Source organism: Maricaulis sp. B-26 (assembly GCF_056857855.1).
The window spans coordinates 101,948-126,706 of sequence record NZ_JBSXNX010000025.1 but is presented as its reverse complement, the minus strand read 5'-3'; the positions used below and the strand labels follow the sequence as shown (position 1 = coordinate 126,706).

Here is a 24,759-nt window from a genome sequence, read left to right as displayed (position 1 = left end):
CGCCCGTTCCGCTTGGGGTCAATCGCCGGAAGCGATCAGTACTGCTTGCGCAGATTGATGCCGATCGTCCGCGGCTGGTTGGTGCGGTAGGACAGGCGTGCCCGGCCGCCGCGCTCGCGGTCGAAGGACAGGTTGGCGTTCTCGTCGAGCAGGTTGTCGACGAAGATCGTCAGCTGCATGTCGCCCCAGTCGATACCCGCCGACAGATAGGCGAGACCATAGGGGTCGAGCTCCAGATCCATATAGTTCGGCTCTGCACCCGTGGCGCCCCCGAAGGGAAGTCCCGAGGTGAAGACGCCGGCACCGGGCTCCTGGTCGCTTGGCTGCGTGAACTGGCTGCCGACATGCTGGTAGGAGGCCGTGAAGAAGCCCTCAGCCGTCGGACCCGCCCAGGGCGCATCGAAAGTATAGAGCGCACTGGCCGAGAACATGACTTCCGGTGTCGAAGCCAGACGATTGCCTTCCCGGACACCGCCCAGAACAGAACTGGTTCCGTCGACGACGGTGGTGTCGAACTCCGCCTCGAGGATGGTGCCCGACAGGCTGAGGAAGAGATTGTTCGTCACCTGCGAGCCGAACTCGAACTCGGCGCCGGTCGTGTGCGCTTCCGGAACGTTGAAGGTGATCCGCGAGGAGCACGATCCGGCATCGAGCGTGACCTGCAGGTTCTCGATATCATTGTGGAAGACGGCCGCATTGAAGGTCATGCCGCCGCGCTGGGTTTTGATGCCAGCCTCATAGTTCCACAACGTCTCGTCGTCATAGTCCTGGAAGCCGCCGAAAATGGTCAGGTCGGCCGGCGAGCAGAGCGTCGCGTTGAGCGGGTCGTTCACGCCGCCCAGACGGAAGCCCTGGGAGACCTGCGCGTTGAGCGTCACGGCGTCGTTCACCTCATAGGCCGCCATCACGCGGGGCGTGAAGCCGTCCGAAGAGGTCGTGTCCTCGACATTGGAGAAACCGGACGAGAACAGGCCGCCCTGGGAAATGGTCCGGACTTCCTCGAAGTCATACCAGCGGCCGCCGGCCGTGATATCGAGCCGGTCCGTCGCCGCCCAGTTGATCTCGCCGAACACGGCCGTCTGTTCGAGCGTGTAGTCGAGATCGGCATTATAGGGCGAGTTGAGCGGGAAGCCGTTGGCCAGAGCCGCAGAGGTTCCTGGTCCGAAAGCTGCGTCGGTGAACGCGTCATAGCCCGGGGTCGGCAGGCGCTGCGCGTAATTGCGGTCCGTCTCGGCATAGTAGACGCCGAAGATCCAGTCGATCGGCCCATCGCCATTGGAGGCGATGCGCAGCTCCTGGGTAAACGACTCGACTTCCGTGGTGTCGCGCAGATTGGACGGAAGCAGCACGCCGGCATCCGGGAAGCCCAGATCGACGGAAACCGAGCCCGTCAGGGCCGAGGCGTCGCGGCTGACCAGGATGGACCGGTCGGTAAAGCTGGTCACGGAGGTCAGGTCGAACGCATCGAAACCGACTTCCGCCGTCAGGTCGGCGATCAGGACATCGTCCTCGAACGCCTCGTCGAGCAGAAGGAACTGCTCGCGCGGACCGAAAGTGATGGCCGGCCGCGACGTGGTGTGCGGGTTGGCGTAGAGGTTGAAACGCTCCTGGCGGTTGAAACCGTCGGCGGAGATTTCCTGGTAGATGACGCGCGGCGTGACGGTGACGCGATCGCTGAGATCCATACCGAGCGCGGCGCGAATGCCGGTGCGCTGCCCGCTATTCACGTCCTCGCTGCGCCCGCCGCCTTCACGCAGGGCGTCGATAAAGCCGCCATACTCGGTGTGATAGGCCACGACGCGCAGTGCCGAGTTCTGGTCCAGGGGCATGTTGACCATACCCTTGAGATGACCGCCCATACCGCCATCCTCGACCGAATTGATTTCGGCCTCGGCGGAGGCTTCGAAACCGCTCGGATCCGGCTGGTTGGTGATGTAGCGGATCGTGCCGCCGATCGAGCCGGAGCCGAAGAGCGTGCCCTGCGGGCCGCGCAGCGTCTCGACACGATTGAGATCGTAGAGATCGAGATCCGGGGTGAAGAGCGACAGCGAGATCACCGATTCGTCGAGATAGACGCCGACTTGTTCCTTCACACCCGGCTGGTCGCGGACGATCTGGCCCGCGGACACGCCGCGAATGGAAACCTGCGACTGGCCCGGCCCGAGATTCTGGATGTTCAGACTGGCGACATTGCGCGCGACATCCTCGATGGAGTCGGCACCCGTTCGCTGCAGATCGGCCTGCGTCTGCGCATTGATGGAGAAAGGAACGTCCTGCAGCGCCGCTTCCCGCTTGGTCGCGGTCACAACGATGACGTCTTCGGTTTCACCTCCGGACTGGGCAAGCAATGGCGATGTCAATGACGCACTCAATACAACCGCCAAGGCAGTCGTCGAGAAAACTGATAAACGGTTCATGTTCGTCTCCCCTGTTTCGTTTAAACCATCATTATCACGGGGAATTACCAATACCTGAATATTTTATTCAACAGAATTATTACAGCACGTTCATGTCGCCTGCGATGACAACCGGGCGGCGCTTGACGCGAGCGCGCCCGTCCACCACTTATCCACGCCTCATGAGCGCGCGCGACGACAACCCTGCCGCCTCCGGAGCCGACGCGCCGCCCGCAGCGCCCGCGTCGCCGGAAGGCGATCTCGATATCCTGACATTCGGCTGCCGGCTGAATATCTGGGAGAGCGAGGTCATGCGTAAGCATGCGCGCGAGGCAGGGCTGGAAAATGCCATCCTGGTAAACACCTGCGCCGTGACCAATGAAGCGGTCCGGCAAGCGCGCCAGCAGATCCGCCGCGCCCGCCGCGCCAATCCGGACGCGCATATCATCGTCACCGGCTGCGCCGCCCAGGTCGATCCGGACATGTTCGCCGCCATGCCGGAAGTCGACCGCGTCGTGGGCAATGCGGAAAAGCTCAAGGCGGAGACCTTCCGACCGGCCGACCTGCTCGGCGGTACCGAAAAGGTGCGCGTCAACGACATCATGAGCGTGCGCGAGACCGCGGGCCATCTCGTCGAGGGCATGGAAGGCCGCGCCCGGGCCTATGTTCAGGTCCAGAACGGCTGCGATCACCGCTGCACCTTCTGCATCATTCCCTACGGCCGCGGCAATTCACGCTCGGTGCCCGCCGGCGAAGTGGTCGACCAGGTCAAGGCCCTGGTGGGCTCGGGCCATAGCGAAGTCGTGCTGACCGGCGTGGACCTGACCTCCTGGGGCGGCGATCTGCCCGGCACGCCCCAGCTCGGCCGTCTGGTCCAGGCCATCCTGACCCAGGTGCCGGACCTGCCGCAGCTGCGCCTGTCCTCGATCGACGCGATCGAGATCGACGACGCCCTGTTCGAGGCGATCACCGGAGAAGCGCGCGTCGCGCCCTATCTCCACCTTTCCCTGCAGGCCGGCGACGACATGATCCTCAAGCGCATGAAGCGCCGCCATCTGCGCGATCATGCGATCGAGCTCTGCACGCGGCTCAAGGCGGCCCGGCCGGAGATCGCTTTCGGCGCGGACATGATTGCCGGCTTCCCGACCGAGACAGAGGCGATGTTCGAGAACTCGCTGAAGCTGGTCGACGAGTGCCATCTGGCCTATCTGCACGTCTTCCCCTTCTCGCCGCGCCCTGGCACGCCGGCCGCGCGCATGCCGCAGCTGGAAAAAGCCGTCATCAAGGCGCGCGCTGCCCGACTGCGCGAGAAGGCTGATGCCGCGCTTTCGGCTCACCTCGACGGCATGATCGGCCGGGTCAAGGGCGCCCTGATCGAAAAGCCGGGTTTCGCCCGGGCGAGCAATTTCGCCGGCATCCGCCTGCCGGAAAACGCAATTCCCCGCCCCGGAGCCCTTGTCGATATCGATGTGAACCGGCATGACGGACGGGAATTGTACGGGGTGATTGCCGGATGAGTGAGAAAAAGCCGGGTTTCTTTTCCCGCCTGGCGCAGGGGCTGAAACGCTCCTCCTCCAAGCTGGGCGAGAGCGTCAGCGCGATCTTCACCAAGCGCAAGCTGGACAGCGCTGCCATCGAGGAACTCGAGGACGCGCTGATCGCCGCCGATCTCGGCGCCGCCGCCGCCATGCGCGTCACAGACCGGCTGGCGCGCGACCGGTTCGACAAGGAAGTCACCGATCTGGAAGTCCGCGAAGCGCTGGCCGATGTCGTAGCGGAAACCCTGCAACCGCTGGAAACACCGCTCGCCCTGGACGGTGAGGCACCGCGCGTCGTGCTCTTCGTCGGCGTCAACGGGTCGGGCAAGACCACCACGCTGGGCAAGATCGCGGTGAAGCTGAAGCGCGAAGGCCGCAATCCGCTCCTCGTCGCCGGCGACACCTTCCGCGCCGCTGCCGTGGAGCAGGTCTCCATCTGGGGCGAGCGCGCCGGAGCACCCGTCGTCAAGCGCGAGATCGGCGCAGACGCGGCGGGCCTGGCCTTCGACGCCCTGGAAACAGCCCAGCGCAACGGAAACGACATCGTCCTGATCGACACGGCCGGCCGGCTCCAGAACAAGGCCGAGCTGATGGACGAGCTGCGCAAGGTCGTCCGCGTCATCCGCAAGAAAATCCCCGAGGCCCCGCATCATGTCGTGCTGGTGCTCGACGGCACGGTCGGCTCCAATGCCGTCTCCCAGGCCGAGGCCTTCCTGGAAGCCTCCGACGTCACCGGCGTGGTGATGACCAAGCTGGACGGCACCGCCAAGGGCGGGTCGCTGGTCCAGGTGGCGGAGAAATTCCAGCTGCCGGTCCATTATATCGGCATCGGCGAAGGCGAAGAGGACCTCCAGCCCTTCTCCGCGCGGGACTTCTCCCGTGCCCTTGCGGGCGTCGACGAGGTCGCCGCAGCCGCGACCGGCGAGGGCTGACGCTTGGACGCCCCGCTCCTGGCGGGCACGCTGGCCATGCTCGGCTCGGCCAGCGCTCACGCCGTCATGACATTGCTGACCAAGAAGGCGCAGGACCGGCTGGTCTTTCGCGGCCTGACCCAGGTCTTCGTCGCGGTGATATTCCTGCCCTGGCTCGTCTTCCAGCCCCTGCCCCCGCTCGAGGTCTGGCGCTTCCTGCTCGCCGGTGCGGTCGTGATCTGGGCCTTCAACATGCTGCTGATCGCCGCCTTCGAGCACGGCACGATGAACCTCGCCTATCCGGTCATGCGCGGCACGGCACCGGCGCTGGCGGCCGGCGTGGCCTGGCTGACGCTCGGCGAAGGCCTGCAGCCGGTCCAGCTGGCCGGCCTCGCCATCGCCTGCGCCGCCCTCGTCGGCTTCGCCTGGCCGGAGCGGGACGGCGCGCCTAAGCTTAAAGTCCTTCTGCTTGCGATAGCCGCCGCCTGTATGACCGCGACCTATACCGTGATCGACGCGGCGGGCGTACGGGCCCTGGGCAATGTGCCGGTCTATCTGGGCTGGTTCTTCGTCCTTTCGGCCCTGACCATAGCCCCGACCGGCGCCGTCCGCCGCGGCCGGCAGTACTGGGCGGCCGTCAGGCAGGAAGCGCGCCCGGCCCTGATGTGTTTCGGACTCAATGCCGCGACCTACGGCCTCGCCCTCTATGCCTATTCGCTGGCGCCGGTCGCGCCGATGGCGGCCCTGCGCGAGCTTTCGATCGTTTTCGGCGCCATCCTCGCCGCCCTGGTGCTGAAGGAAGATTTCGGCCTGCGGCGAACACTGCTTGCAATCTGCCTCGCCGCGGGGCTCGTATTGCTACAGGTGATGTAAACGCGACAGGAGCGCCGTAATCGTGGCCCAGACTCAGAAAACCTCCGAGCAGAGCTCCCGCCTGCTCGTCGATGCGGGCCCGATCGGCGTCTGGATCCTGGTCTATAATCTGGCGCGCAATTTCGTGCCCGATCAGGCCATCTACTACGGCACCGGCGCCTACATGATCGCGGCGACGATCGCGCTGATCGTGTCGATCCGGACCGAGAAGCGCATCCCGCCCATGCTCGTCTTCACCACGGCGATCGTGCTGGGCTTCGGCACGATCGGGATCGTGCTGCAGGACCCGATCTTCATCTATATCAAGCCGACCATCATCAATCTCTTCCTGTCCTGGATGATCCTGATCGGTCTGGCTTTCGGCCATAACATCTGGCGCATCTTCTTCGAGCACATTTTCGAGCTCACCGAAAGGGCCTGGCTGATCCTCGCGATCCGCTGGGCGCTCTGGTTCCAGGTCCTGGCCCTGCTCAACGAATTCCTCTGGCGCCACATCACCGACAGCGTCGTGCCGGAGAGCGCGCGCTGGTTTGCGGGCATGGAATTCTCCGAAGCGCTCTGGTCGAACGCCAAGCTGGGCGTGATGGTGCTGAGCCTGATCTTCGCCGCAGCCCAGATGCCGCTCGTCCTGAAGAACCAGCCCCGGGCGAAGGATGCGGCCGACGCCTGACGCGGCAGTCCGTCCTCGGACAATTGTCATTTTCACGTTATAAATCAGCCCTAGGATGATTTTCGCGTGAAGCCGGGGACCGTCATGCCGCAGGACAAGAAAGACGTCAGCGCCTTCGAGCTTGCGGAATCGCCGGGCCACCTCCTTCACCGCGCCCAGCAGTTCGCAGCCGAGCGCTTCACCAAGGCCATGGCCGGCGCGAAACTCACCCAGCGTCAGTTCGCCGTCCTCCATGCCACCGCGCAGAAGGAGGGCCTGACCCAGACCGAGCTGGTGAAGTCGACCGGCATCGACCGCTCCACCCTCGCCGAACTCGTCGCCCGCATGGTCAAGAACGGCCTGCTCGAGCGCGAGAAACTGCCCGACGATGCCCGCGCCAATGCGGTCAAGCTGACCCTTGAGGGCCGCACGCTCCTGGAAGCGGCAACGCTCGGCGCCATGGAGGCCGACAAGGCGATCCTCTCGGCCCTGCCCAAGAACAAGCGCGCAAGCTTCCTGGAAACCCTGCGCCGCATCGCCATCACGCTCGAAAAAGGCGAGGAAGCGGCCAAGAAAGCCAGGCAGAAGGCCAAGGAAAAGAAGAAGAAGGCCAAGAAGAAGGCGAAGGAAAAAGCCAAGGCCAAGGCCAAGAAGCTCGAGAAGAAGGCGAAGAAGGCCGCCAGGGCCGAAAAAGCCGCCAAGGCGGCAGATGCGGCCTGAGCGCTAGCCCGCCCGGCGGGCCTCGTCTTCCAGCGCCGGATAGATCCGGTTTCGCAGCACATCCGCCGTCAACGGACCTGGCCAGCGCACGAGAATGCGTCCGTCCGCGGAGATCACGAAACTCTCGGGCGCCCCGGTAATCCCCAGCGCCTGCCCGGCCACGCCGTCCGGATCCTGCATGATCGCCACGAAGGGATCGCCCAGCTCTTCGAGGAAGGCGTTGGCGGCCTCCGGCTCGTCGCGCCAGTTGAGTCCGTAGATCGGGATGCCTTCGGCCTCCAGCGCCATCAGGACCGGATGCTCGATCCGGCAGGGGGCGCACCAGCTGCCCCAGACATTGAGAATATACGCCTCTTCGATCGCAGCCGGATCGAAGGCCTCCCGGCCCTCCAGGGCGACCAGTCCGGACAGTTCAGGCAGCGGCTCGGCCGGCACCGATGCGTCCTGCCAGACTCGCCAGCCGATCATGCCGCCCAGCGCGATGAGCGCCAGCAGCGCGGCCAGCCTTATCCCCCTCATGACCCCCTGCATCGATCAGGCCTCGTCCTCTTCCAGCCGGCGCAGGCGCTCGGCAGCCCCCCGGCGTTCGGCAAGAGCGTAGGCGACCAGGCCGGCAATGGCGAGAGCGGACAGCCCCCAGGCCGGCCAGACGAAGGCGGCATAGCCTCCCATGGCGAGGAACTCGCTCATCACGCCCCTCCCGTCTCGACGCCGCGCGCCGCCTCGCCGGCGCGTGTCGGCCGGGCGGCTTGTTCGCGCTTGCGCTGCAGGTTGATCGCCCGGCGCGCAATGGCGCGGCTGCGCAGGCGGTAAAAGACCAGCCAGCCGGCCAGACAGCTATATCCCAGCGCCATCAGCGCCAGCGGCCAGAGCTGGGAGCCGTGGATGGTCGGCCCGTCGAAGCGGATCACCGAGGCCGGTTGATGCAGGCTGGACCACCACTCGACCGAGAATTTCACGATCACAAGATTGATCACGCCAGCCATGGCGAGGACAGCGCCCGCGCGGGCGGCCTGCTGGGCATCCTCGAGCGCGGCGCGCAGGGCGATATAGCCGAGATAGACCAGCAGCAGGACGAGCACGGAGGTCATCCGCGCATCCCATTCCCACCAGGTTCCCCACATCGGCTTGCCCCAGAGCGAGCCTGTGGCCAGCGCCAGCACGGTGAAGACCGCCCCGATCGGCGCGATCACCTCGGCAGCCGCATCGGCAATGGCATGACGCCAGACGAAATAGACGAAGCTCGCCCCGGCCAGCGCCGCATAGAGTGCCATCGCCAAATAGGCGGCCGGCACATGCACATACATGATCCGCACCGTCTCGCCCTGCTGGTAATCCGGCGGCGAGGCGAAGAAGGACATGTAAACGCCGGCGCCCAGCAGTAGCACGGCCAGCCCCCCCAGAACGGGGATCGCCCGCCGGGCCAGCACGTCGAAACGCTGAGGATTGGCGAAATACGAGAACATGCCTGCTCACTTACTTCGGCGCGCCTGTCTGGGCAACTGCGACCCGATGACAGCCTGTTCCGGTTAACCCAGTCTGCTCCTGACCGCCGCCGCGATCCCGAACGGCGCCAGCGCCGTCGTCCCCAGCGAGACGGCGAGGGTGAGGCCGAGATTGGCGAAGATGCGGTCGTCGCCTTCCAGGGCGGAGCGTCCGGCGCCTGCGGCGAAGATCAGGACCGGCACCATCATCGGCGTGGCGATCAGGGCGATCAGGAGACCGCCGCGCTTCACCCCGGCGGCGAGCGCGCCGGCAAAGCCGGCGAGGAGCGACAGCGCCGGAATGGCAAATAGAAGCGCCAGCGCCAGGACGAGGGCGGCCTCCAGCGGAAGTCCGTACATCATGCCGCCGACCAGCCCGATCAGCGGCAGCGGCCAGAGCGTCGCGGTCGCCTGACCCGTCACCTTGGCAAGGACGAGGCCGGTCAGGCTGGCGGGCGTCAGGGCGTAGAGCTCCAGCGTACCGTCGGCGACATCGTCGCCGAACAGGCGCTCGGCCGACTGGAGAACCGAGAGCAGGGCGGCAAAACCCATCAGGCCGGACCCGGCCGCCGAGAGAAGCTCCGGCGAGGGGCCGATGGCGAGCGGGGCCAGCGTGATCGCGGCAAGGAAGAAGGCCGTCGGACCGGCCGCTCCGCCACCGCCGGCCCAGGCGAGCCGCGCCTCGCGCGCAAAGACGTCTGTCAGCACACTCATGCTGGCGCTCCGTTCACATGAGCGCCCAGATCGAGGATCTGCGCATCAGGCCAGTCGAGCACCTGGTGGGTGGCGGCGATGACGGAGCCGCCGCGGGCACGATGCGCCGCGACCAGTTCGGCCAGGCGGTCGCGCCCGGCCCCGTCGAGCGGGCCGGCCGGTTCGTCGAGCAGCCAGAGCGGGCGCCCCGTCAGCGCGACACGGGCCAGGCCGGCGCGGCGCTGCTGGCCGCGCGACAGGCTGGACGCCGTCCGGTCGATGAGATGATCGATAGCGAGCGTCCGCATCACCGGCATGATGGCCTTGCGGTCCTGCCCGTGCAGCCCGGCCCAGAAGCGCAAGGCCTGGCGCAGCGTCTCGCCGGGTTTCAGCCCGTCCGCATGGCCGAGCCAGCCGATCAGGTCGGGTGCCAGGAGGGCCGCCGCTTCCCCGTTCAGCGAAAGCGAACCGGTATCGGGCCGGACAAAACCGGCAATCGCCCGCATAAGGGTCGTCTTGCCCGTCCCGTTCGGTCCCGTCAGCAAAAGGGCGCCGCCGGGCTCGAGCGTGAAGCCGACGCCCTCCATCAGGCGGACCTCGCCGCGCGACAGGGTTATCCCCTCGGCGACGAGCCTGGCCGGTTCGGGAATGGCGTTTTCCGCGATGGAGTTGGCGGTTCGAGACATTGTCGCGCATGTCGCCCCAACAACACTCCGGCGTCAACGCGCAGTATCTGCGTTGCGGTGCTGGGGCTGTGCGGCTAAAACGCGCGCGAACGGTCACGACCGGATCCGCCCTAGCCGACGGATGCGCCCGTCTTCCGACACCTGCCCTCCCCGGCAGTGGCGCCGCCCAATCGAAAATCGCCCGCCACCCTCGTGGTGAGGCTCTGATTAGGAAGTTGAGGAACAGAAATGGCTTCTTTGGATAGTTTTTCCTGTAAACGCACCCTCACCGCGGCCGGTGAAACCTACACCTATTACGACCTGAAAGTTGCCGAAGCGAACGGCCTGGCCGGCGTCTCCCGCCTGCCGGCCTCGCTCAAGGTCCTGCTGGAAAACCTGCTTCGCTTCGAAGACGGCAAGACCGTCACGAAAGCGGATATCGAGGCGATGGCCGAATGGCTGACGACCCGCAAGTCGACCCACGAGATCGCCTACCGCCCGGCCCGCGTGGTCATGCAGGACTTCACCGGCGTTCCCGCCGTGGTCGACCTCGCCGCCATGCGCGACGCGGCCACCAAGCTCGGTGCCGACCCGCAGCGCATCAATCCGCAGGTTCCCGTCGACCTGGTCATCGACCACTCGGTCATGGTCGACAATTTCGGTCAGGCCGACAGCTTTGCGAAGAATGTCGAGCGCGAATACGAGCGCAATGGCGAGCGCTACAAGTTCCTCAAATGGGGCGCCAAGGCATTCGACAATTTCCGCGTCGTTCCGCCGGGCACGGGCATCATCCACCAGGTCAATCTGGAAAACCTCGCCCAGGCCGTCTGGACCAAGGATGAAGACGGCGAGACCGTCGCCTATCCGGACACCTGCGTGGGTACGGACAGCCACACCACGATGATCAACGGCCTCGCCGTTCTGGGCTGGGGCGTCGGCGGTATCGAGGCCGAAGCCGCCATGCTCGGCCAGCCGGTTTCCATGCTGATCCCGGAAGTCATCGGTTTCGAGCTGACCGGCAAGATGCCGGAAGGCGCGACCGCGACCGACCTCGTCCTGAAGGTCGTCGAAATGCTCCGCCAGAAGGGCGTGGTCGGCAAATTCGTCGAATTCTACGGCGAAGGCCTGGATCACCTCTCCCTGGAAGACGAGGCCACGATCGCCAATATGGCCCCGGAATACGGCGCCACCTGCGGCTTCTTCCCGGTCGACAATGAAACCCTTGCCTTCCTGAAGGCGACCGGCCGCGACGACAAGCGCGTCGCCCTGGTCGAGGCCTATTCCAAGGCCCAGGGCATGTTCCGTCCGGAATACACCGAGACCCCGGTCTTCACGGACACGCTGCACCTGGACATGTCGACGATCGAGCCGGCCGTGTCCGGTCCGAAGCGCCCGCAGGACTGGATCGAGCTGTCCAAGGCCGCCGAAGGCTTCGCCAAGACGATGGAAGCCGAGTACGGCAAGGGCCACGAGCTGGACAAGTCCGCACCGGTCGCGGGTGAGGACTACGACTTCACCAACGGCAATGTCGCCATCGCCGCCATCACCTCGTGCACCAACACGTCCAACCCCTCCGTCATGCTGGGCGCGGGTCTGGTCGCCCGCAATGCGCGCGCCAGGGGCCTGACCACCAAGCCCTGGGTGAAGACCTCCCTGGCGCCGGGTTCCCAGGTCGTCACCGACTATCTGGAGAAGGCCGGCCTGCAGGACGATCTCGACGCGCTCGGCTTCGACCTCGTCGGTTATGGCTGCACCACCTGTATCGGTAATTCCGGTCCGCTGCCGCCCGCCATTTCCAAGACGATCAACGAGAACGATCTGGTCGCGACCTCCGTGCTGTCGGGCAACCGGAATTTCGAGGGCCGGATCAGCCCGGACGTGCGCGCCAACTATCTGGCCTCGCCGCCGCTCGTCGTGGCCTATGCCATTGCCGGTTCGATGAAGGTCAACCTGACCACCGATCCGCTCGGCCAGGACCAGGACGGCAATGACGTCTATCTCAAGGACATCTGGCCGACCTCGGCGGAAGTCGCCGAAGTGGTCCGTACTGCGGTCACGCCGGACATGTTCGCCAAGCGCTATGCTGACGTCTTCAAGGGCGACAAGGCCTGGCGCGACATCGAGGTCTCCGGCGGCCTGACCTATGCCTGGGATCACACCTCGACCTATGTCCAGAACCCGCCTTACTTCGAGGGCATGACGATGGATCCGGAAAGCCCGGGCGATGTCGTCGGTGCCAAGATCATGGGTCTCTTCGGCGACAGCATCACGACCGACCACATCTCGCCGGCCGGTTCGATCAAGGCCGACAGCCCGGCGGGCCGCTACCTGCAGGAACGCCAGGTTCCGGTGCTGGAGTTCAACTCCTACGGCTCGCGCCGCGGCAATCACGAAGTGATGATGCGCGGCACCTTCGCCAACATCCGCATCAAGAACAAGATGCTGGACGGTGTCGAAGGCGGCTTCACCAAGAAGGACGGCAAGCAGGTCGACATCTATGACGCCTGCATGGACTACCAGTCCGAAAACACGCCGCTGGTCGTGTTCGGCGGCAAGGAGTACGGCACGGGCTCCTCGCGCGACTGGGCTGCCAAGGGTACGCGCCTTCTGGGCGTGAAGGCCGTCATCGCCGAGAGTTTCGAGCGTATCCACCGCTCCAACCTGATCGGCATGGGCGTGCTGCCGCTGCAATTCCTGGAAGGCGAGAGCTGGGAAGCCCTGGGCATGACCGGCGACGAGACGGTCACGATCAAGGGCATCGAATCCCTGACGCCGCGCCAGACCATGACGGTCGAAGTCACCTTCCCGGACGGCACCGAGAAGACCGCCAATGTGATCGCTCGCATCGATACCGAGAACGAGCTTGAATACTTCCGCAATGGCGGCATCCTGCACTACGTCCTGCGCAACCTCGCGCGCTCGTAGTCGGGAACGGACACGACTGCTCCCGCCCGCGTCACAGCCAAGTGATTGGCCGTCGCGGGCGGGCGTGGTTATCTAGTCCGTATGCGTTGCCTCGCACCGATATTGTCCCTTTGCGTCCTGGCCGGCAGTCTGCTGGCCTCGAACGCGTCCGCGCAGGAGACACCGGACGCGACCGCGACACCGGCGGCCGAACGGCCGGTCCTCGTCGAGCTTTTCACCAGCCAGGGATGCGGGCTCTGCCCGGACGCCAATCGCTATCTCGGCGAGCTGGACCAGCGCGAGAACGTCTTCGTGCTCGCCTATGGCGTCAGCTATTGGGACATGTATGGCTGGGAAGACACCTATGCCCGGCCGGAATACGTGCAGCGCCAGCGCACCTATCTGCCGCGCCTCGACGTGCCGCGCCTCTACACGCCCCATTTCGTCGTCGACGGCGTGATCGACGCGCCGGGCTGGCGCCAGGACAAGGTCGCCCATGCAGTCGACCAGCGCCTCACAGCCATGCCTGACAGTCCGGTCATCGAGATCGAGGACGGTCCCTTCGGCTCCTTCATCGTGAGGCTGGACGGCGAGGCGCCGGAGGAAGACCTCGACGTCTGGCTGGTCGCCTATCATCCCGGCTGGTCGCAGATGGAGATCACCGCCGGCGAGAATGAAGGCCTGGTGATGGATCATTACAACATGGTCAAATCACTGACCTATCTGGGCATGTGGTCCGGCGGCCCGGCTGAATTCATGGGCGAGAGCATGCGCCGCTACGGCACCGTCGCCATCGTCCAGGGCGCCCATGGCGGCCCGATTTACGGCTACGCCCATGTCGGCCCGGAAGCCCCCGCCGGAGAGCGCTAGCACGAGGCGCTTGCTCCGCGCCCGAACCTCCCCCACACTTCCGGTTGCAGAGATTTCCGGAGGTCGCCTTGGACGTGAAAATCGCCATCAGCCAGAAGCCGCCCGTCTATCTCGACCGCGATGCGAGTCTTCAGCGTGCCCTGGATATCATCGATGAAGCAGCGCGCTCCAGCGCCCGGCTCATCGTTTTCCCGGAAGCCTTTCTGCCCGGCTATCCCACCTGGATCTGGCGGCTGAAGCCGGGCGGAGACATGGCGCTGGGCAATGAGCTGCATGCCCTGCTGCGGCAGAATGCGGTCGATATCGATGCCGGCGATCTCGATCCTCTGTGCGAAGCGGCTGCACAGCACGGAATCGTCGTCGTCATCGGCCTCAATGAACGCGACGGCGCCTTCAGCGGCACCACGCTTTTCAACAGCGTCGTCGTGATCGGTAGCGACGGCACCCTGCTGAACCGGCACCGCAAGCTGATGCCGACCAATCCGGAACGCATGGTCTGGGGCAGCGGCGATGCCAGCGGCTTGCGGGTCGTCGATACGCCGGTCGGCCGGATCGGCACCCTGATCTGCTGGGAGAACTACATGCCGCTCGCCCGGCAGGCGCTCTATGCCCAGAATATCGACATCCATATCGCGCCGACCTGGGACAATGGCGATATGTGGACCGCCTCCATGAACCATATCGCGCGCGAAGGCGGCTGCTGGGTCCTGAGTACGGCGACTGCGGTGCAAGGCAAGGACCTGCCGGCATCAATGCCGGGCCGCGATGCGCTCTTTTCCCAAGAGGAATGGATCAATCCGGGCGGCGCGATCGTGGTCAAACCCTTCGGCGGGGTCGTCGCTGGACCGCTTGTCGAGGAAAAGGATGTCCTTTACGCAACGATCGACCCGGAAGAGGCGCGCCGGGCTCGCAAGTCGCTGGATGTGGCAGGTCACTATGGACGCCCGGACATTTTCAAACTCGAGATCGACCGCCGCCCCATGCCGCCCGTCACCTTCCGCGACCCGACAGGCTGAACCGGATCAGCGCGGGGCCCGTTTCGCCAGGATGCGCTGCAGGGTGCGGCGGTGCATGTTGAGGCGGCGGGCCGTCTCCGAGACATTGTGATCGCACAGTTCGAAGACGCGCTGGATATGTTCCCAGCGCACACGGTCGGCCGACATCGGGTTTTCCGGCGGCTCCGGCTTGTCTTCCGGATGGGCGAGCAGCGCCTTGATGACATCGTCCGCATCGGCCGGTTTGGAAAGATAGTCGACCGCACCGGCCTTCACGGCGGCGACGGCGGTGGCGATATTGCCGTAGCCGGTCAGCATGACGACGCGGCAATCGGGCCGCGAGGCGTGCAGGGACTTCACGACGTCCAGCCCGTCCCCGTCTTCCAGCCGCAGGTCGAGCACGGCGAAGGCCGGCGGGTTGGAGCGGGCGACTTCCTTCGCCTCGTCGACGGTCGCAACGGCCGACACCACAAAACCGCGATTGGTCATCGCGCGACCGAGACGCGTCCGGAAGGGCGCGTCGTCGTCGAGAATGAGCAGGCTCTTGTCTTCGGGCAGTTCGTAGTCGATATCGCTCACGCCTCAATCCTCATGCTTGCAAAGCTCAGCGTCCCTACTTCCTAGCTCACGGAGCCGGAAGCCTCCACAAGTTTGCGCGGCCAGCGCATGGATACCGCAGCACCCCCGTCCGGACCGCTATTGTCGAAGCGGACCACGCCGCCGGACTTCTCGATCATTGTCTTGGCGATAAAGACGCCGAGACCCAGCCCGCCCTGTCCGGGCGTACCCGAACGCGTGGTGACATAGGGCTCGCCGATCTTGGTCAGAATGTCGGGCGGGAAACCCGGGCCGTCATCGCACACGCGGATATAGATATTAGTCGGATCCCAGCGCCCTTCCACAATGACGCGCGAAGCGGCGAAATCGACGGAATTCTCGATGAAATTGCCGATCCCGTAGAGAAGCTCGGGCATGCGTCTGAGCATGGGCGGCGCGCCCGTCCCCTCGGCAAGATGAACGTCGACGACCGGTCCGAGCCCGCGCAGGGGCGCGCTCGCCTCTTCCAGGGCTGCGAGAAACTCCACACGGTCATGGCGCTCGTCACTGGCCTCGTGCTGCTGGCCGAGCCGTTTGAGGATATCCCGGCAGCGGCGGGCCTGGGTCACCATGAGCTCGGCATCCTCGCGCAGAAGATCATTGCCCTTCAGCTCGTGCAGCATTTCCTTGGCCGTCAGCTGGATCGTGGCGAGCGGCGTGCCAAGTTCGTGGGCCGCCGACGCGGCCAGCGCGCCGAGCGCGGAGAGGCGCTGCTCGCGGGACAGCACGCTCTGGGTCGCCGCAAGCGCCGTCGCCATACGCCGCCCTTCCTGGCTGACCCGCCAGGAATAGACTGCCGTGAAGGCAACCGCGATAAAGATCGCGGACCACAGGCCGAAGACATACATGCCCGGAAGGTGCAAGGCTTCGCCGTCGAGCCAGGGCAGGGGCAGGCTCCACAGCCACATCGCCCCGGTTCCGAGCATGGCGATCGCCGCTACGCCGGTCGACCAGCGCGCCGGCAGCGCAGCCACGGCGATCGTCACCGGCGCAGCCAGCATGACGATAAAGGGGTTCTGCAAACCGCCGGTCAGCATCAGCAGGGCGCAGAGCTGGGCCACATCATAGCTGAGCTGGACGAAGGCTTCGCGGTTACGCGCGAACTTCTGCGGCGGCACGGCGAGGGTGAGCCAGGTATTGATCCAGACGCTGGTCAGGATGATACCGAGACAGAAGCCGAGCGGCAGTTCGAATCCGACCAGATAATGCACGACCAGGACGGTGGCGGTCTGGCCGGAGACGGCCAGCCAGCGCAGCATGACGAGGGTGCGGACGCGCAAACGCCCGAAGACCGGCGTCAGGGCAGCCGTATTGCCGTAGGGGTCCCAATCCGGATCGCTCATAATCAATCTCCGAAGACAGGCGGCGCTGAACCATGGACAGGCCGGTCATGCCGTCATACCTTCGCACGTGCAGCATCGGTCGGCATCAGGCATAAACTGCTTCGCCGCTCCGATGAACCCGTCCGCATCGGCGAATCCAAGCTGGCGGATCGAATTCGGCCCTGCAGGCGCAGGGCGTCTCGAGAATGGAGCCGGCATGCCGCGTCCCCTGATCTGGTTGCTGATCGCAGCGCCTGCTGTGCTGATGATCAGCTTTTTCACCCTCATGCTGCGCGATGGCGGCCCTGCAGAAACGCGAACCGCAGGCACGCGTGTCAGCGGTGAAGCTGCGATCGGCGGCCCCTTCGAACTTGTCGACCAGACCGGCCGCACCGTCACCGAAGCCGATTTCGCCGGCCGCGCCATGCTGATCTATTTCGGCTACACCTATTGCCCGGACGTCTGCCCCTTCTCGCTGCAGCAGATGGCGGCTGCGCTGGACCAGCTCTCTCCCGAGGACCGGGCCTTCTACCAGCCCGTCCTGATCACGGTGGATCCCGAGCGCGACACGGTCGAACAGCTCTCGCAATACGTGACCTCGCCCGCCTTTCCCGACGGCCTTGCGGGCCTGACCGGGAGCCACGCCCAGATCGAAGCGGTCACCGACGCCTATCGCGTCGTCTATCGCCGCGCCCCGGGCGAAAACGGCGAGGGCGAGAATTATCTGATGGACCACTCGTCCATCATTTATCTGATGGGACCGGACGGCGAATTCGTCGACGTGTTCACGCACGGGTCCGATCCGCGCACGATCGCGGCGCGCCTGCAAGACTTCGTTGAGGAAGCGCGCGCATCATCGCGATAAGGAGAGTCCATGCTCTACAGCGTCTATGAATTCAATCGTATCGCCATGACCCCGTGGCGCGCCGCTGCGAACGCCACCCGCCAGACCCTGCGGGCGCCCTGGAATCCTGTCGGAGAGACGGTCGCAGGCCGCACCATGGCCGCCGCCGCCGAGCTCTTCGAGTCCGTGACGCGCCGCTACGGCAAGCCGGAATGGATGCTGGAAGAGACCGAGATCAACGGCCAGAAAGTCGGTGTCGCCGAGACGGTCGTCTGGTCGAAGCCCTGGTGCGATCTGCTGCATTTCGAGCGCGATCACGACGCGCTCATTGCTGCACGCGGCGAGACCCCGGACCCGAAAGTCCTCTTCGTCGCCCCGATGTCGGGCCACTACGCCACGCTGCTGCGCGGTACGGTCGAGGCCTTCCTGCCCGATCACGAGGTCTACATCACCGACTGGCAGGATGCGCGCATGGTGCCGCTGCACGAGGGCCGGTTCGATCTCGACGCCTTCGTTGCCTATATCCGCGAGATGATCGCCGTGCTTGGCCCGGACGTGCATGTGGTCGCCGTCTGCCAGCCGGGACCGCCCACCCTGTCGGCCATTGCCCTGATGGCGCAGGACGAGGACCCGGCCCGTCCGGCCTCGATGACCTTCATGGGCTCGCCCATCGATACGCGCCTTTCGCCGACCGTTCCGAACAAGCTCGCCGAGGAGCAGCCCTTCGACTGGTTCGCGAACAATCTGATCCACACCGTGCCGATGCCCCATCCGGGCGCCTTCCGGCGGGTCTATCCGGGCTTCCTGCAGCTGGCCGGCTTCATGAACATGAATCTCGACCGGCATGTCGACGCCCACTGGGACTTCTTCAACCATCTCGTCGAGGGCGATGGCGACAGCGCCGAGAAGCACCGCACCTTCTACGACGAATATCTCGCCGTGATGGACCTGTCCGAGGAGTTCTACCTGCAGACGATTACCGACGTCTTCCAGGAGCACAAGCTGCCGCGCGGCATTCAGGAGCATGACGGGCGCCTCGTCGATCCGTCCCGCATCGTCGATACGGCCCTGCTCACGGTCGAGGGCGAAAATGACGATATTTCCGGCATCGGCCAGACCCAGGCGGCGCACACGCTCTGCAGCGCCCTGCCCGACGACCTCCAGATGGACTGGATCCAGCCCAAGGTCGGCCATTACGGCGTCTTCAATGGCAGCCGTTTCCGCTCGGAAATCGCTCCGAAAATGAAAGCCTTCATGCGCGAACAGGGCGCCGAGGCACTGGCGCGCCGCAACCGGGACTGAGCCCGGCGCAGCGCGCCGAAAGCCCGGACGCCTATTCGTCCGTGTCGTTCGTGACCGTCAGCCCCAGCGCGTCGTAATCGAAGCTGCCTGCCTCGATCTGCGCCGCGATGTCCGCGACGGAGAGCGGGACGGGCGGCGTCATGTCGATCGTCATCGACCCGCCCTGATTGATGAAGGTCACCAGCGCATTGGACACCTGCATGAGCAGCGGGCGCGGCACTTCAGGCGGCGCACCGACCGTGCCCAGCGTAACCATGGCTGCGGCCTGCGCGCGCATGTCGTCGACCGTCACGCCCTGGGCCGTCGCACCGGCAGTGAGAGCTCGCTCGAGCAGGGACAGATCGACCAGCCGCACAGTGAGATTGTGCAGGACGATCGGCCCCATCAGGTCCAGCGACGCCTGGAGGGTCGCCTCCTCGTCATCCTTCTCCTCGGCGTCCCGCATGGCCTCGCCCGCGGCGGGCAGGGCCGCGAAGTATTCGTCGTATCCGCCCAGATCCTGGGCGAACTCGATCCGCAGACCGTCTCGGATCTGGAGATAGTTCTCGCCCGTCGTCCAGTAACGCCCGGTATCCTCGTCATAGATGGAGTTGGCCTCCATGCTCAGCTCGATATCCTCATAGCCCAGCAGGCCGATGGCCGAAGCGACTTCCGCGCCCTCCGGTTGGCTCGCATCGGGCATGAAACGGGCCGAGTCGAGGCTGGCCGTGGAAATGTAGCGGGAACCGCGCTGCTCGATCTCGCCGACCATATTGCCGAGCGTGAACTCCATGCCCGCCGCAGCCAGGTCGACACCACGAACCGCGAACCGGTCGAATACGTCGATACCGGCGGAGAAGGCGCTGTCGTAATAGGCGTCCGTAATGGCGCTTTCATCGGCACCCGCAGCGATCGCATCGAACATTTCGGCATAGGCTTCGGTCTTGAAACCGATGACCGACATCTCGTCGAGATTGAAACGAACCGGGCCTTCGGGAGACTGGCCGTTCAGACGCATGCCGAGCAGGGCCATGCGGCCGAGTTCGACGCGGCTGTAATTCTCGATGACGAACTGGTCGAGCGCGAGATCGAAACTCTCGCCGCCCTTTTCGCCCGCCGTGGACTGACCGGTCAGACCCTCGAAGCGGAAGGCGTCGAACTCGTAGAGATTCCAGTCGGGCTCGTAATCCTCGTCGACTTCACCCGCGAAGACGCGGCCAAGGTCCGCGGCCATCAGGGCGTTCGGTCCATCGACCTCGAAATGGTCGAGCCCGAATACCGTACCGCTATCGTCCGAGACGGCGCTGAGCCCCTCGATTACGAGACCGTCGAGCAGGACATCGCCGCTACCGGAAAGCCGTGGTGCCTCGAAGATCAGCCGTTCGGCGCGCAGATCCTCTGTGACATCGCCGGTCGCCTCGTCGGTCCCGGTCTCCAGATCGGTAAACACGACATCATGCAGGATATAACGGCCGCGATCGAACTCGCTGCGCTCGAACCGGACGACGTCATTGCCGTCGCCGACGAGTCCCATGCGTTCCATGGCGGCATCTGCCGCGGCGCGGCTCTGTGCAAGGACACTGCCCGCGGGAAGCATGACGCAGGCGAGGCTTGCCGTCGCGGCGGCCAGCAGCAAATTGGTCTTCATCGGTATCCCCTCTTTCGGAATTGTCACTTCAACAGGCCCTCGCCCGGGAAGCTAGCATTTCCGGTGAGGCAATTGTGTGAAACCTGCGGTTTAGAAGGGGGGATTGTCTAGCGTTCGTTACCGCCCAGGCCGGACAGGAACGCGCCGATCGGGTCATCGCGCTCGGTCGCCGGTTCGCTCTCGGCCGGTTCGGCGGCAGTCACAGCCTCCGCGACCGGCCGGGGCGCCGGCGCCACCGGTTCGGCCAGACGCGCGACCGGTAGGTCGACGCCAAGCCCGCTGCGGGGTGCAGCTCGCAGGAAGGCGCCGAAAACCCGTGCCGGCGGACCGCCGCCTGTCGCACGCTCCGTCGGCGCATTGTCGTCATTGCCGGTCCAGACCACAGCCACCAGATCGCCCGAGAAACCGGCGAACCAGGCATCGCGGAAATCGTTGGTCGTGCCCGTCTTGCCGCCGGTCTCCAGCCCGGGCACGGCCGCCCGGCGGCCGGTCCCCTCGCGCACATTGGTCACCAGGAGATCATGGATACGGCCATAGGTGCGCTGGTCCAGAACGAGGGCCGGATCGGGCGTGTCCGCCTCGAACAGGACCTCGCCCGTCCCGGTCTCGATCCGGCGCACGCCCCAGGCCGGGGCGCGGTATCCGCCGTTCGCAAAGGGGACATAGGCAGACGCCAGTTCGAGCGGCGTGACCTCATAGGCACCGAGCGCGAGGGAGCGGTCGATACGCAGATCGCTCTCGATACCCAGCCGTTGTGCCAGGCGGGCGACATGGGCCCGGCCGGTTTCCTCGGCAATCTGCACGGCAACCGAATTGGAGGAGCGGATGAAAGCCTCGCGCAGGCTCATCTCGCCGCGATATTCGTCATTGTAATTCTGCGGCGTCCAGTCGCCGACGCGCACCGGCGCGTCATTGCGGATATCCCAGGGCGAGAGGCCGGCCTCGAAGGCCGAGGCATAGACGAAGGGCTTGAAGGCGGAGCCGGGCTGCCGCTGCGCGAACACCGCACGATTGAACTGCGAATGGGCATAGCTGCGACCGCCCACGAGGGCCCGCACGGCACCGTCATGCGCCAGGGCAACGACCGCGCCCTCATCCGCGCCGGCCGCGGTGTCGTTATCGTCGAGCACGCTGGCGAGCGCCTGTTCGGCCGCGCGCTGGGCATCAACATCGAGCGTGGTGTGCACGACCAGATCGCCATGCGACGGACCTGCCACCTCGCGCACCTGCTGGAAGACCCAGTCGATAAAATACTGCGCGCCCTGGCTGGAGGCTCCGCGCGAAACCCGGATCGGGGTTTGCGCAGCGGCGATGCGCTCGGCCTCGGTGATGCGGCCGGTCTGGTGCATCAGATCGAGCACGACCGTGGCGCGGGCCGCGGCACGCTGCGTGTCATTGGCCGGGCTGTAACGCGAGGGCGCCTTGAGCAGACCGGCCAGCAGGGCCGCCTCGCCCAGGCTGAGATCGCTGGTCGGTTTGGAGAAATAGCGCATGGACGCCGCCTCGACGCCCCAGGACCCGCTGCCGAAATAGACCCGGTTGAGATAAAGCTCGAGGATCTCGTCCTTGGTGAAGCGGCTCTCCAGCCAGAAGGCCAGCATCATTTCCTGCACCTTCCGGCGCAGGGTGCGGTCCGGCGACAGGAAGAGGTTCTTGGCCAGCTGCTGGGTCAAGGTGGAGCCGCCCTGCACGACCCGCCCGGCGCGGACATTGGCGAGCATGGCGCGGCCCAGACCGATCACATCGACACCGGGATGACTGTAGAAGCGGCGATCCTCCACCGCGAGCACGGCATCGACGAGATAGGGCGGGATGTCGTCGATCGATACATCATGCCCGTGCGCCGAACCGCGGCGGGCAATCACCCGTCCGTCATGATCGAGGAAGGTTATGGTCGCGGACCGCTCGATCGCCGCCAGTCCGGAGGTATCGGGCAGGTCGCGGGCGATGGAGACGAGCCAGCCGCCGGCGGCCAGCCCGATCAGGACCAGCACCACTGCGGCACTGCGCAGCCAGGGGAAACCGCCACGCTTTCGCGCAGGCCGGCGCCGCCGCGTCGTGGCCGATCGCGACTTGCGGGCTGCCGTGGTGCGGCGCTCTACCGTGCGCTTTGAGGGCCGGCGGGCCATTCCTCGTCCTTGCATAGAAACACGTCGTTTCATGTGTGCGGAGCAGGGTTAATTCCCCATGAAGACGCGCAGATCGGACTTGCGCTTGCCCCGGCCAGATTCCACCATGCCGGCGAAGAAGGACCCAATCATGACGGTAAAGCGTTCAATTCTTGTTCTTGCAGCGCTTCTGGGCGCTGTCAGCCTGTCCGGATGCGTCATCTATGAAGGCCGCGATGCGGTCTGCCCCGACGGCGATCCCAATGCCGACAACTGGCCTTATTGCGGCGGCGCCAGCCCGGGCAGTTCCCAGCCCTCGTCGGGCGAACCCCGCTACGATTGAGCGCCGGCCTCCCGATCGGCTGAATCAGGCGCCTTGTCCGCATCGAGTTGCAGTGTAGCCGCTTCCGGCGCGAAACTGATCAGCACGGTTTCGGCCGTGCGCGGCGGCTCGCGGCCCGGCCCGAGCAGGGCGATCGTGCCGTTAGGCTGCCGCGCGAGGATCAATTCCCCGTCCGTTCCAAGATCCTCGAGGAGCCGCTCGAGCGTGTAGGCCTCGGTCAGCCGCGTGACACGAAAGCGCCAGCCCTTCCACCAGTCGCGCGCAAGGCCGTCATAGCCGCGGCCGCGCCGGATCAGGGTCCGGCCGCGCGCCGTATAGGCGATCGCGCGCGGATCCTCATCGGAGCGGTCCTTCGCCTCGCCGTCCTCCTCGCCCCGGGGCGCTTCGTACCCGGAGAGCTGGAAAACCCGGCTCCGGCCCAGCTCGGGCGCATAATCCACACAGACCAGCGCGTTATAGGCATCGTTCGGTGAGGCCGCGAGCAGTGACGCAAAGCGGGCCGGCTCCAGCCGCCAGTCCGCCGTCTCGGACAGAACCTCGCCGTAATAGACCTCGTGCCCGGCCAGGCGTGCCGCCCGGAGGCGCCGCCAGCTCGTATCCGCCACGGTGACCGGAATTTCCGCCGTCTTGAGCGCATCGGCGAGGCCGAGGCTCCAGGGATTGGCGCCGACCAGGAGAAGCCTTTCCGGGCCCGTTTGCGAGAGCTTGAGAAGTCGGGCCAGCGGCGCGACCGCGAACCCGCATCCGAACACGCTCGCGAAAATGGTCGCGAAAACCAGCGGCGCGAGGATTTCCGCATCGGCCCGCCCGACATCGATCAGACCGACCGCGAGGTGACCCGCCGCCGCCGCGGCGACCACGCCGCGCGGTCCGATCAGGCCGATGAACCCGGTCTCTCTCGCATCGAGCCCCGACCCCAGCGTCGCCAGCACCACGGAGAGGGGCCTGACCACCAGCATGAAGACCAGGATGAAGGCGAGGTGCGGCCAGCCCAGGGCGGCAAAATCCGAGGGGGCCAGATCGGCGGCGAGGACGACGAAAACGCTCGCCACGAGGATGGCGGCGATGCCTTCCTTGAAACGCCGCATCTCCTCAATCGAGGCCAGACGCGAATTGGCCACGACGAGTCCGAACATGGTCACGGCGACCAGCCCGGTCTCGCTGGCCAGGGCGTCGGCAACCGCGAAACAGACCAGCACCGCAGCCAGTACGAGCGGGGCCTTCATCGGCTCGGGCACCCAGCCGCGCCGGAAGGCCCGCGACAGGCCGTAGCCGAAAGCGAAGCCCAGGGCCGCACCGATGAGTGCGCCCAGCGTCAACGCACCGGCAGCACCAAGCCAGTCATGCCCCATGGCGGTTTGCCGGATCGCCTCGAAGACGAATACGGCCGCCAGCGCACCGATCGGATCGTTGACGATCCCCTCCCACTTCAGCACCGAGGCGATACGGCCGGGCAGCTTGGCCTGGCGCAGCAGCGGCAGGACGACAGTCGGACCGGTGGTCGTCAGGAGAGCGCCGATCATGGCAGCGATGTCCCAGGCCAGCCCCGCGACATAGTGCAGGGCGATGGTCGCCAGTCCCCAGCCCAGCGGAAAACCCAGAAGGACCATCCGCCGCACCGGGGTCGATGCGTCGCGAAGTTCCCGGAAATTCAGGGAAATACCGCCATCGAACAGGATGACCGCGACCGCCAGGGCGATCATCGGGCGCAGATAGCCGCCGAAGCTTTCGGCCGGGCTCAGAAGCGGGGCTCCCAGGGCCAGCGCCGCGATCGGGCCCAGCAGCAGGCCGGCCCCCATCATCAGCACGATGGACGGCCAGCGCAGTCGCCAGGCAAGCCATTGAGCCGCCACACCTGAACCGGCGATGACTGCGATGGTCAGGGTGAGGTCAGCGGGGGCGTCTATCATGGGCCTCA

The 24,759-nt window shown here is 65.8% G+C and carries 22 protein-coding genes; 11 read left to right on the top strand and 11 right to left on the bottom strand.

What is annotated here, in order from left to right:
- Window positions 1-35: 35 nt before the first annotated feature.
- A complete protein-coding gene (locus AC13HB_RS12050) occupies window positions 36-2,417 on the bottom strand; it encodes a TonB-dependent receptor (RefSeq protein WP_482950011.1) in 2,382 nt (793 codons plus the stop codon).
- 161 nt (window positions 2,418-2,578) lie between these two features.
- Here AC13HB_RS12050 and mtaB point away from each other — a divergent pair, with 161 nt between their 5' ends.
- The 5 genes from mtaB (at window position 2,579) to AC13HB_RS12025 (ending at window position 7,087) form a co-directional block, all read left to right on the top strand.
- Complete coding sequence (gene mtaB, locus AC13HB_RS12045; RefSeq protein WP_482950010.1) at window positions 2,579-3,913, top strand: tRNA (N(6)-L-threonylcarbamoyladenosine(37)-C(2))-methylthiotransferase MtaB; 1,335 nt, start codon at window positions 2,579-2,581, stop codon at window positions 3,911-3,913.
- Window positions 3,910-4,866: a signal recognition particle-docking protein FtsY gene (ftsY, locus tag AC13HB_RS12040; protein ID WP_482950009.1), complete on the top strand. Its 957-nt coding sequence runs from the start codon at window positions 3,910-3,912 to the stop codon at window positions 4,864-4,866. Before mtaB ends, ftsY begins: the two co-directional genes overlap by 4 nt.
- Before the next feature lie 3 nt (window positions 4,867-4,869).
- Window positions 4,870-5,718 carry an EamA family transporter gene (locus AC13HB_RS12035; RefSeq protein WP_482950008.1) on the top strand — a complete coding sequence of 283 codons (849 nt, stop codon included), beginning with the start codon at window positions 4,870-4,872 and terminating at the stop codon, window positions 5,716-5,718.
- 22 nt (window positions 5,719-5,740) lie between these two features.
- Complete coding sequence (locus AC13HB_RS12030) at window positions 5,741-6,388, top strand: inner membrane-spanning protein YciB (RefSeq protein WP_482950007.1); 648 nt, start codon at window positions 5,741-5,743, stop codon at window positions 6,386-6,388.
- A 66-nt stretch (window positions 6,389-6,454) separates the two neighbouring features.
- A complete protein-coding gene (locus tag AC13HB_RS12025) occupies window positions 6,455-7,087 on the top strand; it encodes a MarR family winged helix-turn-helix transcriptional regulator (protein ID WP_482950006.1) in 633 nt (210 codons plus the stop codon).
- A 3-nt stretch (window positions 7,088-7,090) separates the two neighbouring features.
- Here AC13HB_RS12025 and AC13HB_RS12020 read toward each other — a convergent pair whose 3' ends face one another.
- The 5 genes from AC13HB_RS12020 to ccmA form a co-directional block, all read right to left on the bottom strand.
- The gene (locus AC13HB_RS12020; RefSeq protein ID WP_482950005.1) at window positions 7,091-7,606 is read right to left on the bottom strand and encodes a DsbE family thiol:disulfide interchange protein; all 516 of its coding nucleotides are present in this window, start codon (window positions 7,604-7,606) and stop codon (window positions 7,091-7,093) included.
- 15 nt (window positions 7,607-7,621) lie between these two features.
- Window positions 7,622-7,777 carry a heme exporter protein CcmD gene (ccmD, locus tag AC13HB_RS12015; RefSeq protein ID WP_482950004.1) on the bottom strand — a complete coding sequence of 52 codons (156 nt, stop codon included), beginning with the start codon at window positions 7,775-7,777 and terminating at the stop codon, window positions 7,622-7,624.
- Complete coding sequence (gene ccmC, locus AC13HB_RS12010; protein ID WP_482950003.1) at window positions 7,777-8,553, bottom strand: heme ABC transporter permease CcmC; 777 nt, start codon at window positions 8,551-8,553, stop codon at window positions 7,777-7,779. Before ccmC ends, ccmD begins: the two co-directional genes overlap by 1 nt.
- A 63-nt stretch (window positions 8,554-8,616) precedes the next feature.
- On the bottom strand, window positions 8,617-9,285 hold the full coding sequence (locus AC13HB_RS12005) for a heme exporter protein CcmB (protein WP_482950002.1): 669 nt from the start codon (window positions 9,283-9,285) through the stop codon (window positions 8,617-8,619).
- Window positions 9,282-9,950 (bottom strand): heme ABC exporter ATP-binding protein CcmA, encoded by a 669-nt coding sequence (gene ccmA / locus AC13HB_RS12000; protein WP_482950001.1) that lies wholly within the window; start codon window positions 9,948-9,950, stop codon window positions 9,282-9,284. Before ccmA ends, AC13HB_RS12005 begins: the two co-directional genes overlap by 4 nt.
- Before the next feature lie 228 nt (window positions 9,951-10,178).
- Here ccmA and acnA point away from each other — a divergent pair, with 228 nt between their 5' ends.
- The 3 genes from acnA to AC13HB_RS11985 all read left to right on the top strand — a co-directional run bounded on the left by acnA (window position 10,179) and on the right by AC13HB_RS11985 (window position 14,719).
- On the top strand, window positions 10,179-12,854 hold the full coding sequence (gene acnA, locus AC13HB_RS11995; protein WP_482950000.1) for an aconitate hydratase AcnA: 2,676 nt from the start codon (window positions 10,179-10,181) through the stop codon (window positions 12,852-12,854).
- A 102-nt stretch (window positions 12,855-12,956) separates the two neighbouring features.
- Complete coding sequence (locus AC13HB_RS11990; RefSeq protein WP_482949999.1) at window positions 12,957-13,703, top strand: DUF1223 domain-containing protein; 747 nt, start codon at window positions 12,957-12,959, stop codon at window positions 13,701-13,703.
- A gap of 68 nt (window positions 13,704-13,771) precedes the next feature.
- On the top strand, window positions 13,772-14,719 hold the full coding sequence (locus tag AC13HB_RS11985) for a carbon-nitrogen hydrolase family protein (protein WP_482949998.1): 948 nt from the start codon (window positions 13,772-13,774) through the stop codon (window positions 14,717-14,719).
- 6 nt (window positions 14,720-14,725) lie between these two features.
- Here the strand turns inward: AC13HB_RS11985 and AC13HB_RS11980 are convergent, their stop codons facing one another.
- Window positions 14,726-15,277, bottom strand: a complete 552-nt coding sequence (locus tag AC13HB_RS11980; protein ID WP_482949997.1) for an ActR/PrrA/RegA family redox response regulator transcription factor — start codon at window positions 15,275-15,277, stop codon at window positions 14,726-14,728.
- A 41-nt stretch (window positions 15,278-15,318) separates the two neighbouring features.
- The gene (locus AC13HB_RS11975) at window positions 15,319-16,638 is read right to left on the bottom strand and encodes an ActS/PrrB/RegB family redox-sensitive histidine kinase (protein WP_482949996.1); all 1,320 of its coding nucleotides are present in this window, start codon (window positions 16,636-16,638) and stop codon (window positions 15,319-15,321) included.
- 196 nt (window positions 16,639-16,834) lie between these two features.
- Between AC13HB_RS11975 and AC13HB_RS11970 the strand changes: the two genes are divergently transcribed.
- Window positions 16,835-17,482, top strand: a complete 648-nt coding sequence (locus tag AC13HB_RS11970; RefSeq protein ID WP_482949995.1) for an SCO family protein — start codon at window positions 16,835-16,837, stop codon at window positions 17,480-17,482.
- A 9-nt stretch (window positions 17,483-17,491) separates the two neighbouring features.
- The gene (locus tag AC13HB_RS11965) at window positions 17,492-18,763 is read left to right on the top strand and encodes a polyhydroxyalkanoate depolymerase (RefSeq protein WP_482949994.1); all 1,272 of its coding nucleotides are present in this window, start codon (window positions 17,492-17,494) and stop codon (window positions 18,761-18,763) included.
- Between the two features lie 31 nt (window positions 18,764-18,794).
- Here AC13HB_RS11965 and AC13HB_RS11960 read toward each other — a convergent pair whose 3' ends face one another.
- Window positions 18,795-20,390: a hypothetical protein gene (locus tag AC13HB_RS11960; RefSeq protein WP_482949993.1), complete on the bottom strand. Its 1,596-nt coding sequence runs from the start codon at window positions 20,388-20,390 to the stop codon at window positions 18,795-18,797.
- Between the two features lie 107 nt (window positions 20,391-20,497).
- Entirely contained in the window at window positions 20,498-22,519 is a 2,022-nt protein-coding gene (locus tag AC13HB_RS11955) for a transglycosylase domain-containing protein (protein WP_482949992.1), read from the bottom strand.
- A gap of 130 nt (window positions 22,520-22,649) precedes the next feature.
- On the opposite strand from AC13HB_RS11955, the gene AC13HB_RS11950 reads away from it, so the two are divergent.
- Window positions 22,650-22,841, top strand: a complete 192-nt coding sequence (locus tag AC13HB_RS11950) for a hypothetical protein (RefSeq protein WP_482949991.1) — start codon at window positions 22,650-22,652, stop codon at window positions 22,839-22,841.
- Here the strand turns inward: AC13HB_RS11950 and AC13HB_RS11945 are convergent.
- Window positions 22,832-24,751 (bottom strand): cation:proton antiporter, encoded by a 1,920-nt coding sequence (locus AC13HB_RS11945; RefSeq protein WP_482949990.1) that lies wholly within the window; start codon window positions 24,749-24,751, stop codon window positions 22,832-22,834. The genes AC13HB_RS11950 and AC13HB_RS11945 overlap by 10 nt on opposite strands.
- Window positions 24,752-24,759: the final 8 nt, after the last annotated feature.

Bases quoted from the DNA above. Each gene is read 5' to 3' on its own strand.
- AC13HB_RS11970 (WP_482949995.1), top strand. From the start codon at position 16,835: ATGCCGCGTCCCCTGATCTGGTTGCTGATCGCAGCGCCTGCTGTGCTG.
- AC13HB_RS11965 (WP_482949994.1), top strand. From the start codon at position 17,492: ATGCTCTACAGCGTCTATGAATTCAATCGTATCGCCATGACCCCGTGG.
- AC13HB_RS11975 (WP_482949996.1), bottom strand. From the start codon at position 16,638: ATGAGCGATCCGGATTGGGACCCCTACGGCAATACGGCTGCCCTGACG.
- acnA (WP_482950000.1), top strand. From the start codon at position 10,179: ATGGCTTCTTTGGATAGTTTTTCCTGTAAACGCACCCTCACCGCGGCC.
- AC13HB_RS11955 (WP_482949992.1), bottom strand. From the start codon at position 22,519: ATGGCCCGCCGGCCCTCAAAGCGCACGGTAGAGCGCCGCACCACGGCA.
- AC13HB_RS11945 (WP_482949990.1), bottom strand. From the start codon at position 24,751: ATGATAGACGCCCCCGCTGACCTCACCCTGACCATCGCAGTCATCGCC.
- AC13HB_RS12050 (WP_482950011.1), bottom strand. From the start codon at position 2,417: ATGAACCGTTTATCAGTTTTCTCGACGACTGCCTTGGCGGTTGTATTG.
- ccmC (WP_482950003.1), bottom strand. From the start codon at position 8,553: ATGTTCTCGTATTTCGCCAATCCTCAGCGTTTCGACGTGCTGGCCCGG.
- AC13HB_RS11960 (WP_482949993.1), bottom strand. From the start codon at position 20,390: ATGAAGACCAATTTGCTGCTGGCCGCCGCGACGGCAAGCCTCGCCTGC.
- mtaB (WP_482950010.1), top strand. From the start codon at position 2,579: ATGAGCGCGCGCGACGACAACCCTGCCGCCTCCGGAGCCGACGCGCCG.
- AC13HB_RS12005 (WP_482950002.1), bottom strand. From the start codon at position 9,285: ATGAGTGTGCTGACAGACGTCTTTGCGCGCGAGGCGCGGCTCGCCTGG.
- AC13HB_RS11950 (WP_482949991.1), top strand. From the start codon at position 22,650: ATGACGGTAAAGCGTTCAATTCTTGTTCTTGCAGCGCTTCTGGGCGCT.
- ccmA (WP_482950001.1), bottom strand. From the start codon at position 9,950: ATGTCTCGAACCGCCAACTCCATCGCGGAAAACGCCATTCCCGAACCG.
- ccmD (WP_482950004.1), bottom strand. From the start codon at position 7,777: ATGAGCGAGTTCCTCGCCATGGGAGGCTATGCCGCCTTCGTCTGGCCG.
- AC13HB_RS12020 (WP_482950005.1), bottom strand. From the start codon at position 7,606: ATGAGGGGGATAAGGCTGGCCGCGCTGCTGGCGCTCATCGCGCTGGGC.
- ftsY (WP_482950009.1), top strand. From the start codon at position 3,910: ATGAGTGAGAAAAAGCCGGGTTTCTTTTCCCGCCTGGCGCAGGGGCTG.